Origin of the sequence: Rhodanobacter sp. FDAARGOS 1247 (assembly GCF_016889805.1) — a bacterium.
Lineage (GTDB): Bacteria > Pseudomonadota > Gammaproteobacteria > Xanthomonadales > Rhodanobacteraceae > Rhodanobacter.
Window position 1 is genome coordinate 3,640,478 of the sequence record NZ_CP069535.1, and the last position, 12,769, is coordinate 3,653,246.

Consider the following 12,769-nt stretch of genomic DNA (forward strand, 5'->3'; position numbering starts at 1 on the left):
ATCCGGCCAGGCCATCCGCCATGAAGGCCCCGCTGCGGGAACAAAACCCGCCGCACCCGTCTGTGGAAGCGGGTCGACCGCGGCATCGCGGCCATCCGTGCATGGCTTCCTCTACCATGATCCGTCCGTCCACCCAGGAATCGTTGCGCATGTCCGGCCATCCGGCAGCTCCCCCCTTGCAGGCGCAGAGCGCACTTTCGCCAGCGGCCGTGCAACATCTTGCCGAGGCGCGCGGTGCGCTGGGCCGCGGCGAACTCGAACACGCCGAACGGTTGCTGGCCCATGTGCTGGCATTGGCGCCCACATGCACGGAAGCGCACCGGCTGGCCGGCATTGCGGCGCTGATGGGCAACAACGCGGCCAAGGCCATCGAACATCTGCGGCATGCACTCGCCACCCGCCCGGACGACCCCACGCTCAACATGAACCTGGGCAGCGCGCTGATCGAAACCGGCGACGCCGACGCGGGCCTGGCTTACCTGCAACGCGCCAGCGAGCTTGCGCCCCAGGACGCCGCAAGCTGGTACAACTTGGGCAAGGGCCTGCAGTTCTGCGCGCGCATGGAAAGCGCCCGCGATGCCCTGCAACAGGCGCTGTCGATCGAGCCTGCCCATCTGCAGGCGCGCAACACACTGGCAACCGTGCTGACCAGCCTTGGCGACACAGCCGCCGCCGTGGCAATCCACCGCGAAACCCTGCGGCGACAGCCGGACTGCGCCGCCGCGTGGTTTGCCCTGGCCAACATGAAGGTCGAACCCTTCAGCGCAGACGACGCCACCGGGCTGCAGGCCCAGCTGGCCCGCCCCGATCTTCCGGACGACGCGCGCCTGCTGCTGGGTTTCACCCTCGCCCAGGCACTGGAAGACCAGGGCGACCACGCACGCGCGTTCGACGTGCTCGGCGCGGCCAACGCGATGAAACGGCGCAACGTGTACTGGAGCCGCGACGAAGAACGCGCCCGTGTCGAGGCGATCGCCGCCGCCTTCACCGGCTCCCTGCCCGCGCCGCTGGACCCCACCCTGGGCAAGGAGGCCATCTTCGTGGTCTGCATGCCGCGTTCCGGCTCCACCCTCACCGAGCAGATCCTCGCCGCGCACCCGCAGGTCGATGGCGCCGATGAAATCCTCGACTTGCCCCAGCTGCTCGACGAAGAATCCGCGCGCCGCGGAAAAGCCTTCCCTGCATGGGTGCCGGAGGCCAGCGCCGAAGACTGGCATCGACTGGGCCAGGCATACCTCGCGCGCACCCGGCGCTGGCGCCAGCAGCGTCCCCGCTTCACCGACAAGAACGTGGACAACTGGGCCTTCGTCGGCGCCGCCTTGGCGATGCTGCCCGGCGCCCGCGTGGTGAACTCCCGCCGCGATCCGCTGGAAACCTGCTTCGCCCTCTACCGCCAGCTGTTCGGCAACCAGTCCGTCAATTACAGCTACGACCTGGATGACATCGTCGGCTACTACGCCGGCTATGCGCAGTTGAGCAAGCTCTGGCAGCAGCGCCATCCCGCGCAATGCTTCGACCACGACTACGAAGCCCTGCAAGCCGAGCCCGAGGCGCAGATCCGCCGCCTGCTGGACTTCTGCGAACTGCCGTTCGACCCCGCCTGCCTGGCCTTCCACCAGTCATCCCGCACCGTGCTGACGATCAGCGCGGCACAGGTGCGACAGCCGCTGCGACGGGATACGGCGCGCAGTGCGCGGTATGGGGAGAAGCTGGATGCACTGCGGGAGAAGCTGCGGGCGGCGGGAGTGTCCTGGTCAGATCTTCGACGTGCCCGCGGCGAAGAGTAGGGACTTCGGAAAGCCCCACCGTCGGTGCACCTGCCAGCCGTCAGGGAATGGCCCTGACGCCTTTTGCTTCTCCATTTGTTCTGGCGCTGGCTGAGGCGGTGCGGTTCACCGACTCGACAAGAGCCCGTGGCATCATCCCCCCATGCACATCTACCTGGTCGGCGGCGCGGTCCGCGACAAACTGCTGAAGCGCCCCGTGGTCGATCATGACCGCGTGGTGGTGGGTGCGACGCCGGAGGCCTTGCTGGCGCTGGGCTACAAGCCGGTGGGCAAGGATTTCCCGGTGTTCCTGCATCCGCAGACGGGCGAGGAATATGCGCTGGCGCGGACCGAGCGCAAGAGCGGGCGCGGCTATCACGGCTTCGTGTTCCAGGCCGATGCCACGATCACGCTGGAGCAGGACCTGGCCCGGCGCGACCTGACCATCAACGCGATCGCCGAGGACGAGCACGGTGCGCTGACCGACCCGTTCGGCGGCGTGGCCGACCTCGAGGCGCGCGTGCTGCGCCACGTGTCCGAAGCCTTCGTCGAGGACCCGGTGCGGGTGCTGCGGGTGGCACGGTTTGCCGCGCGTTTCGCGCCGCTGGGTTTCAGCGTGGCCGCGGAGACGATGGCCCTGATGCAGCAGATGGTGCGCGACGGCGAGGTCGATCACCTGGTGCCCGAGCGGGTGTGGGCCGAGACGCGCAAGGCGCTGGGCGAGGCGCAGCCGTCGGCGTTCCTGCGGGTGCTGCGCGAATGCGGTGCGCTGGCGGTGCTGTTCCCCGAAGTGGACGCGCTGTATGGCGTGCCGCAGCGCGCCGAGTTCCATCCGGAGATCGACACCGGCGTGCATGTGGAGATGGTGCTGGATGCCGCGGCGACGCTGGCGCCCGGCAACGACGTGGTGGGTTTCTGCGCGCTGACCCACGACCTGGGCAAGGCGCTGAGCCCGGCGGCCGAGCTGCCGCGCCACGTCGGCCACGAGCATCGGGGCGTGGCGCCGTTGCGTGCGCTGGCCACACGGCTGAAGGTGCCCACCGAACACGCCGCGCTGGCCGAGCTGGTCTGCCGCGAGCACCTGAACGTGCATCGCGCGTTCGAGCTGAAGCCGGCCACCGTGCTGAAGCTGCTGACCGCGACGGATGCCTTGCGCCGGCCGGCACGGCTGGACCTTTTTCTCGCCGCCTGCACCGCCGACAAGCGCGGCCGCCTGGGCCACGGCGATGACGCCTATCCGCAGGCCGACTATCTGCGCGAGGCGCGGGCGGTCGCTGCCGCGGTCGAGTCCGCCTCGTTCGTGGCGCAAGGCATGGCCGGGCCGGCGATCGGACAGGCGATGGAGAACGCGCGCATCCAGGCGATCGCCGGACTGAGGGCGAACTCTTCGGGGAACCGATCCGCGGTATAAAGGCGCGTTGATTTTGCCGCCCGCAACGGGCGGTGGCGTCCCCTTGCCTGCTTCGGAGTTGCCCGTGCCGCGTGCCTTTACCCGCCCCTCTCCCGTTCCCCAGCGCTTCCGTCCGCTATGGTGGCTGGCGATCAGCTATCTGGTGATCACCTTCGCCACCCGCGTGGTGCTGCTGGTGATGTCGGGTGCCGAGGTACCGCACACCGCGTTCAATCTCGCCTATGCGTTTGGCGTGGGGCTGTTCTACGACGTGGTCACCTTCATCTACGTGGCGTGGCCGCTGGTGCTGTTCCTGTGGATCGTGCCGACCCGATCGGGGCGGGTGGCGCCGCTGTTGCGCTGGCTGGCCTATGCCGTGGCGATGGCGCTGGCGTGCACGCTCTGCCTGGTCGCGCTGCACCTGCACTATCACGCCGGGCTGAAGGAAACCTGGCCGGCGCTGCTGCCGTTCCTGTTCGTGCTGCCACTGGCGGCGTTCACTTACACCTCGCGCACCGGCCAGTGGGTGCTGTACGGGTTCGCGCTGCTGCTGATCTACGGCCTGCTGTTCGTGGCCGCCTCGGAGCTGGTGTTCTGGAACGAGTTCAGCGTGCGCTTCAATTTCATCGCGGTGGACTATCTGGTCTACACCACCGAGGTGATCGGCAATATCCGCGAGTCGTACCCGATCGGCCTGTGGGTGAGCCTGCTGGCGGTACTGGCGCTGCTGGTGCTGGCGGTCGGCCACCGCGCCCTGCGCGTGCGCGACGATGGCAGCCGCTTCTGGCAACGGGGCAAGGTCGTGCTGCTGTGGCTGGTGCTGACGGTGATCTCGGTGGCCGCGGTGAACGGCGGCATGAAGGACCGCACCGGCAACAACTACGTCAACGAGCTGGCCGGCAACGGCATCTACCAGTTCTTCAACGCCTTCCGCAGCAGCCACCTCGACTACGCGAAGTTCTACCGCACCCTGCCCGACGACGACGCCTTCCGCCGCGTGCGCGAGATGCTGAAGACGCCGGACTCCAGCTATGTCAGCAGCGACCTGCACGACCTCACCCGGGCGATCCGCCGCAGCGGCCCGGAGAAGCGCCTCAACGTGGTACTGATCAGCGTGGAGAGCCTGTCCGGCGATTACCTGGGCACCTTCGGCAACCCGCAGAAGATCACCCCCTACCTCGACTCGCTGGTCGACCACAGCCTGTTCTTCGACAAGCTGTACGCCAATGGCACGCGCACCGTGCGCGGGCTGGAAGCGCTGTCGCTGTCGGTGCCGCCGACGCCCGGCGACTCGTTGCTGAAGGCGCATGACAACGAGAACCTGTTCTCGCTGGCGGACATCTTCAACGACCGCGGCTACCAGTCCGACTTCGTCTACGGTGGTTACGGCGAGTTCGACAACATGAACCAGTTCTTCGGCAGCAACGGCTACCGCACGGTGGACCGGCGCGACATTCCGAAGGGCGCCACGATCCACGGCGAGAACGTGTGGGGCGTGGCCGACGAGGACCTGTACACGCTGGCGCTGGGCCAGATGGACCAGATCCACGCCGCGGGCAAGCCGTTCTTCCTGCACATCATGACCACCTCGAACCATCGCCCGTTCACCTTCCCGGCAGGCCGGGTGAAACAGGCCAACGGCACGCGCGAAGGCGCCGTGGCGTATACCGACTGGTCGATCGGCGACTTCATCCGCCGCGCCCGCGAGAAGTCCTACTTCGACGACACCGTGTTCGTGATCACCGCCGACCACTGCGCCTCCAGCGCGGGCAAGACCAGCGTGCCGATCAACCGCTACCACATCCCGCTGTGGATCTACTCGCCGAAACACATTCCGCCGCAGCGGGTGGACCGGCTGATGGGCCAGGTCGACATCGCACCGACCGTGCTGGGCCTGCTCAACTTCAGCTATCGCACGCGCTTCTTCGGCTACGACCTGTTCCAGCTGGAAGCCGGTCGCGAGCGGGCCTTCCCGGCCACCTACGAAAAGCTCGGCTACCTGCACGACGACGTGCTCACCGTGCTGGAGCCGCAGCGCAAGCTGGAGCAGATGAAGCCGGACTACGCCACCGGCGACGCCACGCCGATCGAGCCGCAGGACCCGCAGCAGATCGCCGACGCAGTGGCCTATTACCAGGTGGCCAGCGACCTGTTCAAGCGCGGCCAGCTGGGGCGGCGCCCGGCGGATTCGACGCCGGTGGAGCCGCTGCCCGTGCCCGCCAGCGCGCTTCCCGCGTCCCCCGGCTCGGCGCCCGCACCCGCCAGTTCGGCTCCGGCGCCCGCCAGTTCGGCCGGGTCAGCGCCGGCGACGATGCACTGAGAACGCTTCCACGCTCGCCAGCACCCTGGCGAGCGGCGTGCGCAGCAAGCCCAGCGCGATGACCACGCCGATGCCGTCGGCCAGCACGTCGAAGGCATCGGCATCGCGGGGCGGGTCCAGCCACTGGGCGAACTCGATGAGGATGCCGAAGGCCAGGCAACCCAGCGCCGCCCACGCGCGCGGACGCCGGTCGCGATAGACATTGCCCCACCAGCCCATCAGGCAGGTGAAGGTGATCGCGTGCAGCAGCTTGTCGCCGTACGGGAAGGCGAGCGTGATGCCCGGGTCGGGGGTCAGCGCCATCCACAGCGTCCAGCCCATGATCAGACCGCCGAGCACGACCCAGGCTTTGTGCCAGCGCAGCCGTCCAGACGGCTGAACGCGGACCACTTCGATCAAAGCCGGCCACCCTGGTCGGCTGCCAGCAACTCGGCCGGCAGCGGCAATGCTTCCAGCCCCCGCGCCAGCAGCATCGCCTGGAAGCGCTCGCCCATCTGGTCGGGCAACATCAGGCGCTTCACCTGCTGGGACAGCCGGTAGCGGGCGTGTTCGTCGGGCGCCTTTTCGTGGGCGTCCTCGAACACCTGCTGCAGGCCCGCGCCGATCAGGAACTGCGCCTGGGGCAGATACGCTGCCACCCCGAAGCCGGCGCTGTTGCCGGCCTCGGCCAGCGCGGTGAAATCGACCGAGGCGGTGAGGTCGTTCAGGCCCGGCAGGTACAGCGGGTCGTTGTGCGCATGGTGGCGGTAGTGCGCCATCAGGGTGCCGTCGTCGCGTTCGGGCAGGTAGAACTCGCGGCGCACATAGCCGTAGTCGACGAAGAGCATCAGTCCGGCCACCAGCGAACCGGCCACCGCCTGCACCCAGTACGGCAGCTGCGGCAGGATTTCCGAGCGATAGCCGTCGGCGAACTCGGCGCCCAGGTCGCGCTCGACGTGGCGCACGGCGCCGGACACCAGCGCATCGGCCGGTCGATCGGTACGCTTCAGGCGACCTTCGCCGTCCAGCACCACATGCTCTTCGAATACTTCGCCATCGCGCATGCTGAAACGCGTGGCCGGCAAGGCATCGATCACCTCGTTGGCGAACAGCACGCCGCGCCAGTCCTGCTCCGGCGGCCGATCCAGCCATTGCACGCGTGCGTTGAGTTCGGCCGGAAGATTCGCCAGCAGGCGTTCGCGCTGGCGTTCGCGCAGGTCGGCGCTCGGCTCCAGGATCAGGTAATTCCGCGGCAAGCTGCCGGCGGCGGCGAGCGCCTTCAGCGCGGATTCGGCAAACGCGCCGCTGCCGCCACCGAGTTCGAGGAAGTCCGCCTGCTCGCCCAGCATCGCCAGCACCGGCTGCACCGCGTTCACCACGCAGCCGGCGAACAGCTCGCCCAGTTCCGGCGCGGTGACGAAGTCGCCGGCCTCGCCGAACTTGGTGCGACCGGCGCTGTAATAGCCCAGCCCCGGCGCGTACAGGCAACGCTCCATGTATTGCGCGAACGGCATCGGCCCGTGCGAGGCGATCTGCTCGCGCAGCAGTTGCAACAGGTGATCGGAGTGGGCGCGTTCGTCGGCGCCGGGCTCGGGTAAACGGGTTTGCATGGATGCGGCCCTGAAATTCAGCGCCGCAAGGATAGCGGATGAAGCCGCCGAGCCCGCGTGACGAATGCCATCGCCACGCGGGCCGGAGCTCAGAAGTCCTTCTGCAGGCTCAGGTACATGCCGCGACGGGGGCCGAACTGCGGGGCGCCCACGCCGATGCCGCTGCCGTCGCGCAGTTCATACGTGCGATCGAGCGCATTGATCACCGCCACTTGCGCGTGCAGCTTGCCGAAACCGGCGAAGGCGAAGTCGTGCGCGACATTGAGGTTCAGCTGGAAGTACGCGGGCAGCGAGGCGCCGTTCGGCACCTCGCCGTCCTTGCGCAGGCCGCTGCCGAAAAGGTAGTCGGCGCCGACGCGGGTGCTGTCGCTCAGCGCGACGTTGATGCCGCCGGACGAGGTGAGCTTCTGGTCGTGGTCCAGGAAGATCCAGTGGTTGTTGACGTAAGCCAGGTCGTCGGGATCGAAGTTGTACTGGCTGGTGATGATGCGCCGGCCGATCGCCTTGCCCAGCGACGCGTTGAAGTACGCCGTCAGCGGGCCCTGCTCGTAATTGGCGGTGAACTCCACGCCCTTCACCCGGCCCGCCGCGTAGTTGAAGGTGGAATAGACCAGGGCGGAGCCGAACTGGCCTTCGTCCTGCAGGCGCTGCACCTTGCGGTAGTAGGCGTCCACGCCCACGGTCCAGGCCGAGCCGAGGTTCTGCGAGATGCCCGCGTCGAAATAATCCGAGCGTTCGGCCAGCGGCGTGTTGTTGCCGGTGTCCGCCACGGCGTTGGTGGTGCCGTCGAACTTCGCGATGTTGCTGCTGGCGATCATCTCGGTCGCCGGCGGCGTGAAATAGCGCGAATAGCCGGCATGCACCACGGTGCTGCCGGTGGCCTGCCAGACCAGGCCAGCGCGGGGACTCAGCTGGCTCTCGCTGCGCGCCAGCTGATAGCGGTCGCCGCGCAGGCCGTAGTTCAGCGTCCAGTTGGCGCCGAGGCTCCATTCGTCCTGCACATAGGCCGACCAGGTCCTTGCGGTGAGGCGGCTGGCGTCGAGGATGTTGACCGGCGTGGTGCTGGCCTGGTTGCCGTCGGCGTCGACCGGAAACACCCACGCGTCGTTGCCGCTGGCCGCGCGCTCGAAGCTGCCGTAGACGCCGTAGCGCAAGGTGTGGTGATCGCCCATCGGCGTGGCGAAATCGGCCTGCAAGGTGCTGGCGCGATTGCTGCGGGTGATGCCGGAGGCGACGCCGTTGAACATCAGTTCGCCGATCCGGTCCGGCGCATAGGCGAGGCCGCTGTAACGCTGGCCCACTGACACCTGATAGTCGGTGGCGCCCAGCTTGCCCTGCAACGCCAGCACGCCAAAGCGGGTGTTCTCGCGCTGACGCTGGGCGAGCTCGGCCGAGTTGAAATCCACCGTGTCCAGGTAACCGAACAGCGGCGTCTGGTCCGGGTTGTTGGGGATATCGAAGCGGTTGTTGGCGACGCCGAACAGGAAACTCAGGCGGGTGTCGTTGTCGATCAGGTAGCTGATGTCGCCGAAGCCCTTCGCTTGATTGGTGTGGTCGTGGATCGGCTTGCGGCTCGCCGTGGGGTTCTCGATGCCGGCGTCGTTCTCCATGGTGTTGCCGGTGAAGAACCAGCTCCAGCGATCGCGGCTGCCCCATACCGACGCGTTCGGGTTCAGCGTGGCGTTGCTGCCGCCGGTGATGCCCACGCTGCCGCCATTGCCCGAGTCGTGGCCGCTCCTCGTGGTGATGTCGACCACCGCCGCCGTGCGCAGGCCGTACTGCGCCGGCAACGCACCGTCGAGCAGCTTCACGGTGTGGATCGTGCGCGCGTCGAGACTCTGGCCGAAGCCGCCGATCGACTCGGGAATGATCACGCCGTTGACGCGGTACTGCAGGTTCGCGTGGTCGCCGCGCACGTGCAGGCCGCCATACGAATCCTGCACCACGCCGGGCGCCTGCAGCAGCACCTGGTTGATCGGCGTCGACGCGCCCAGCGGCAATTGCGCGATCGCCTGGTGATCGATCACGTACTGGCTGCTGCCGGTATCGGGCGACAGTGCGTTGCGTGCCTGGTCGAGCGCGCCCGACACCGAGATCGCATCCAGATCCTGCACCTGCGGTTGCCGGTTGCGACTGCCGCTGTCGGCCGGATCGTCGCCATGCGCCGCCGCGGTGGCAACAGCGGGGTCGGCAACGGTGGCGTGGACGGCGAACGGCATGGCCAGCGCGACGGCAAGAGCCAGGGCGAGCGGGGAGTGTGTCATCGGGAATTCCGGCAAGGACGGGAGGTTGAGTTGTTATGTTATAACATATCCAACGCGGCGCACGACGGCCCGGGCCAGAAGTCACGCACCGCGTGACCGGTCATCGTGTTGAGCCCCGCTTCACGCGCACTCCCTAGACTGCGGGGAACGCAAGCCGCGCGCATTCGCCTCGTCTGCACGGAGTCGCCCATGAACAAGTCACCCAGCCAACAGGTTCCCGCGGTCATCGCGCCCGGCGAGCCGGGCAGGATCACCGCGGCGATCCTTGATTTCGTCAGCGAAGTGCCGAATAGCCGGATCGACAGCAGCAGGGAACCGGCCAACGAGGCGCGCAAGCTGGCCAGCCGCGCCGCCCAGCGCGCCGCGCTGACCGCCGGCTCGCTGGCCCTGCCGCCGGGGCCGCTGGGCTGGCTGACCTTGCTGCCGGAGCTGATCGCGATCTGGAAAATCCAGGGGCAGATGGTCAGCGACATCGCCGCCGCCTACGGCCGCCACGCGAGCCTGGGGCGCGAGCAGATGATGTGGTGCCTGTTCCGCCACACCGCGGCGCAGGCCTTCCGCGACCTGGTGGTGCGCATGGGCGACCGGCTGATCTTCCGCCGCATGTCGTGGGGCGTGGCCCAGCGCGTGGCGAAGCAGATCGGCGTGAAACTCACCCAGCGCACGTTGAGCAAGGGCCTGTCGCGCTGGCTGCCGGTGGTCGGCGCGCTGGGCGTGGGCGCGTACGCGTACTACGACACCGGGCAAGTGGCCGCCACCGCGATCGAGATGTTCGAGAGCGAGATGACGATTGAGGAAACAGCCGACGCGGACGCCGCGACCACCGGCAAACCAAAGCCGGCGCCGAAGTCGAAGCCGGCCGCGAAAGCGGCGCGGCGCGTGGCCGGCAAGCTGGTCGACAAGGCGGTCGCCACGGCCGCCCGCAAGGTCGCCGGCGCCGCGCAAAAAACTGCCGGCAAGACGCGCCCGAAGAAGCCCGACCCGCCCCAGCGCGGGTGACGCTGACGCGGCTTTGCGGCAAGCTGCAGGCTGCACAGTTGCCGGAGCCGCCGCATGTCACCTTCCGATGATCGACCCGGTGCTGGTCGACCCGGCGCGGATCGACCCGTCGCGCTGATCACCGGCGCCGGCCGTCGGGTCGGCGCGGTGATCGCGCGGACACTGCATGCAGCCGGCTACGACGTGGCGCTGCACTATCGTCACTCGGCCGCCGACGCGCGCGCGCTGGCCGACGAGCTCGAAGCGCAACGCAGCGGCAGCACCCTGCTGCTGCAGGCCGAACTCGCCGAGCTGTCGACGTTGCCCGGCATGATCGATCAGTTGCTCGAGCGCTATGGCCGTCTGGATGCGCTGGTCAACAACGCGTCGGCGTTTTTTTCCACGCCCGCGGGCACGGCCACCGCCGAACAGTGGAACGCGCTGTTCGCCTCCAACGCGCAGGCGCCGTTCTTCCTCAGCCAGGCCGCCATCCCCGCGCTGCGCGCATCGGGCGGCGCCATCGTCAACATGATCGACATCTACGCCGAGCGTCCGCTGGCCGGGCATCCGCTGTACTGCATGGCCAAGGCTGCGCTGGCCGCGATGACCCGCTCGCTGGCGCTGGATCTGGGCCCCGATATCCGGGTCAACGGCGTCGCCCCCGGCGCCGTGCTGTGGCCCGGCGACGGCAAGGCCTACGACGACCAGCAGGCAATGCTGGCACGCACGCCGCTGCAACGCTCCGGCTCACCGGACGACGTGGCCAGCGCGGTGCTGTGGCTGCTGCGCGACGCACCGTTCGTGACCGGACAGATCATCCGGGTGGATGGAGGAAGGACGTTGGCGGTGTGAGGTTCGGGCGTCGCTGCGATGGGCGATCCGGTAGCGTGGACCCCACCCCTGCCCTCCCCTGCGTGCAGGGGAGGGTATCCCGGCCGCTTCGAGCTTCTGCTTTGCTCCCTCCCCTGCGCGCAGGGGAGGGTCGGGGTGGGGTCCGCTCTTGCGCTACTTCTTCTTCGGCGCGAACGCCTGCTGCAGCAAGGCCTGGTCGAAGCCCACGCTGGCCTCGCCAGCTTCGGCGTAGCGATACAGCGCGGCCGAATAAATGCCTTGCAGCGAGGACTGGATCAGGGCCAGCAGGACGAAACCCACCACCACGATCACCGCCGCCAGCACGATCGCGACGACCGACTGCATCGCCACCGCGCCACCGATCAGCACGGCGCCGACCAGCACCGCCAGGAACATCAGCAGGCCGAACACGACGCCGATGCCGCCATTGCCGATGATGTTTTCGCCCCAGCTGCGCTTGAGCAGCTCGACGCTTTCCTTCACCGCGTCGACCGGGCCGACATCCTTGCTGGCCAGCACCGGCACCACCAGGAAAGTGGCCACGGTCCACGCCAGACCGATGAAGCCGATCACCAGCCGACCGATCAGGCCCAGCCTTTCCTGGATCATCCGCAGCAGCAGGCCCACCGTGGCGGCGATCAGCGCATAGCCGAAGATCTGCGGCAGCTTCGAGCGCGCCAGCGCCAGGCCCGCGCCCACGCTGGTCGGTTCGCCGCGCAGATGCATCAGCGCCACGCCGGTCAGGGCGGTCTGGAAGAAGATGATCACGAAGTACTGCACCAGGTAGAACACGAACATCAGCAGGTAGCTGCCCACCGACATGCGTTCGTGGAAGTCCTCGCCGGCGTGCGCGCCGCCGATCACCATCATGCCCACCGGCACCAGGAAGCTGGCCGCCACCAGCAAGGTGCACAGACCCGACAGCAGCGGAAACACCAGCAACGACTTGTCCGAGCGCAACACCGTGGCGCTCGCCTTCATCAACGCCCAGCTGCGGGCAAACTTTCCGGCCATGTTCCTGCTCCCCTCGATCGTGGACCCGCGTTCAGACAGACGGGCTCAGGCCCGTGATGCGCCTTTCTAGCATCCGCGCGGCAGCTGCAACAGTGCGCCCGGTTCAATCCGCCAGCGATTCGGCCTGCAGCGGTTCGCTCCCCGCGGGAAAGGCCGCCCACAGCTCGGCCATGCTCCGGCCGCCGAGCGGATGGCGAAAGCCCGGTGCGATATCGGCGATCGGCCGCAACACGAACGCATGCTGCAGCTCGTTGCGGGGAATCTGCAGATGGCCGGGACCGTCCAGCACCCGGTCGTCGTAGAACACGATGTCGACATCCAGCGTGCGATCGGAGTAACGCGGCACGTCACGGCGGCGGCCGTGGCGATCCTCCAGCGCGTGCAGCCAGTCGTTCAACGCCTCAGGTTCCAGCTCGGTGTCCAGCCCCACCGCCAGGTTCACGAAGGCGGCGCCGTCGAAGCCCACCGAGGCGCTGCGATACGCCGGCGACACGACCAGCTCGCCGAAGCGCTCGCGCAATTCCGCCAGCGCCGCGCGCAGGTGGCGACGCGGTTCCAGGTTGGAACCCAGGCTCAGGTAGACACGCGCCACCGCT

Annotated in this window: 10 protein-coding genes; 5 read left to right on the forward strand and 5 right to left on the reverse strand. The window is 68.2% G+C overall.

The window, feature by feature from the left end:
- Positions 1 to 101: 101 nt before the first annotated feature.
- The 3 genes from I6J77_RS16535 to I6J77_RS16545 all read left to right on the forward strand — a co-directional run bounded on the left by I6J77_RS16535 (position 102) and on the right by I6J77_RS16545 (position 5,476).
- Positions 102 to 1,787, forward strand: a complete 1,686-nt coding sequence (locus I6J77_RS16535; protein ID WP_204109881.1) for a tetratricopeptide repeat-containing sulfotransferase family protein — start codon at positions 102 to 104, stop codon at positions 1,785 to 1,787.
- Positions 1,788 to 1,929: 142 nt separating this feature from the next.
- Positions 1,930 to 3,177: a multifunctional CCA addition/repair protein gene (locus tag I6J77_RS16540; protein WP_204109882.1), complete on the forward strand. Its 1,248-nt coding sequence runs from the start codon at positions 1,930 to 1,932 to the stop codon at positions 3,175 to 3,177.
- Between the two features lie 64 nt (positions 3,178 to 3,241).
- The gene (locus tag I6J77_RS16545) at positions 3,242 to 5,476 is read left to right on the forward strand and encodes an LTA synthase family protein (RefSeq protein ID WP_204109883.1); all 2,235 of its coding nucleotides are present in this window, start codon (positions 3,242 to 3,244) and stop codon (positions 5,474 to 5,476) included.
- Here I6J77_RS16545 and I6J77_RS16550 read toward each other — a convergent pair.
- From I6J77_RS16550 to I6J77_RS16560, 3 genes are all read right to left on the reverse strand, one after another.
- The gene (locus I6J77_RS16550; protein ID WP_239309065.1) at positions 5,453 to 5,797 is read right to left on the reverse strand and encodes a VanZ family protein; all 345 of its coding nucleotides are present in this window, start codon (positions 5,795 to 5,797) and stop codon (positions 5,453 to 5,455) included. The two genes, I6J77_RS16545 and I6J77_RS16550, sit on opposite strands and share 24 nt — an antisense overlap.
- Before the next feature lie 74 nt (positions 5,798 to 5,871).
- On the reverse strand, positions 5,872 to 7,065 hold the full coding sequence (locus tag I6J77_RS16555; RefSeq protein ID WP_204109885.1) for a class I SAM-dependent methyltransferase: 1,194 nt from the start codon (positions 7,063 to 7,065) through the stop codon (positions 5,872 to 5,874).
- 89 nt (positions 7,066 to 7,154) lie between these two features.
- Positions 7,155 to 9,329 (reverse strand): TonB-dependent receptor, encoded by a 2,175-nt coding sequence (locus I6J77_RS16560; RefSeq protein ID WP_204109886.1) that lies wholly within the window; start codon positions 9,327 to 9,329, stop codon positions 7,155 to 7,157.
- A 189-nt stretch (positions 9,330 to 9,518) separates the two neighbouring features.
- Here I6J77_RS16560 and I6J77_RS16565 point away from each other — a divergent pair, with 189 nt between their 5' ends.
- Complete coding sequence (locus tag I6J77_RS16565) at positions 9,519 to 10,328, forward strand: hypothetical protein (protein ID WP_204109887.1); 810 nt, start codon at positions 9,519 to 9,521, stop codon at positions 10,326 to 10,328.
- A 54-nt stretch (positions 10,329 to 10,382) separates the two neighbouring features.
- Positions 10,383 to 11,159 (forward strand): pteridine reductase, encoded by a 777-nt coding sequence (locus tag I6J77_RS16570; RefSeq protein ID WP_204109888.1) that lies wholly within the window; start codon positions 10,383 to 10,385, stop codon positions 11,157 to 11,159.
- Positions 11,160 to 11,312: 153 nt separating this feature from the next.
- On the opposite strand, the gene I6J77_RS16575 is transcribed toward I6J77_RS16570, so the two are convergent.
- Positions 11,313 to 12,173 carry a DUF6159 family protein gene (locus I6J77_RS16575; RefSeq protein ID WP_204109889.1) on the reverse strand — a complete coding sequence of 287 codons (861 nt, stop codon included), beginning with the start codon at positions 12,171 to 12,173 and terminating at the stop codon, positions 11,313 to 11,315.
- 103 nt (positions 12,174 to 12,276) lie between these two features.
- Positions 12,277 to 12,765: a 2-amino-4-hydroxy-6-hydroxymethyldihydropteridine diphosphokinase gene (folK, locus tag I6J77_RS16580; protein WP_204111524.1), complete on the reverse strand. Its 489-nt coding sequence runs from the start codon at positions 12,763 to 12,765 to the stop codon at positions 12,277 to 12,279.
- Positions 12,766 to 12,769 lie beyond the last annotated feature (4 nt).

Bases quoted from the DNA above. Each gene is read 5' to 3' on its own strand.
- I6J77_RS16555 (WP_204109885.1), bottom strand. From the start codon at position 7,065: ATGCAAACCCGTTTACCCGAGCCCGGCGCCGACGAACGCGCCCACTCC.
- I6J77_RS16565 (WP_204109887.1), top strand. From the start codon at position 9,519: ATGAACAAGTCACCCAGCCAACAGGTTCCCGCGGTCATCGCGCCCGGC.
- I6J77_RS16535 (WP_204109881.1), top strand. From the start codon at position 102: ATGGCTTCCTCTACCATGATCCGTCCGTCCACCCAGGAATCGTTGCGC.
- I6J77_RS16570 (WP_204109888.1), top strand. From the start codon at position 10,383: ATGTCACCTTCCGATGATCGACCCGGTGCTGGTCGACCCGGCGCGGAT.
- I6J77_RS16550 (WP_239309065.1), bottom strand. From the start codon at position 5,797: ATGGGCTGGACGCTGTGGATGGCGCTGACCCCCGACCCGGGCATCACG.
- I6J77_RS16575 (WP_204109889.1), bottom strand. From the start codon at position 12,173: ATGGCCGGAAAGTTTGCCCGCAGCTGGGCGTTGATGAAGGCGAGCGCC.
- I6J77_RS16540 (WP_204109882.1), top strand. From the start codon at position 1,930: ATGCACATCTACCTGGTCGGCGGCGCGGTCCGCGACAAACTGCTGAAG.
- I6J77_RS16560 (WP_204109886.1), bottom strand. From the start codon at position 9,329: ATGACACACTCCCCGCTCGCCCTGGCTCTTGCCGTCGCGCTGGCCATG.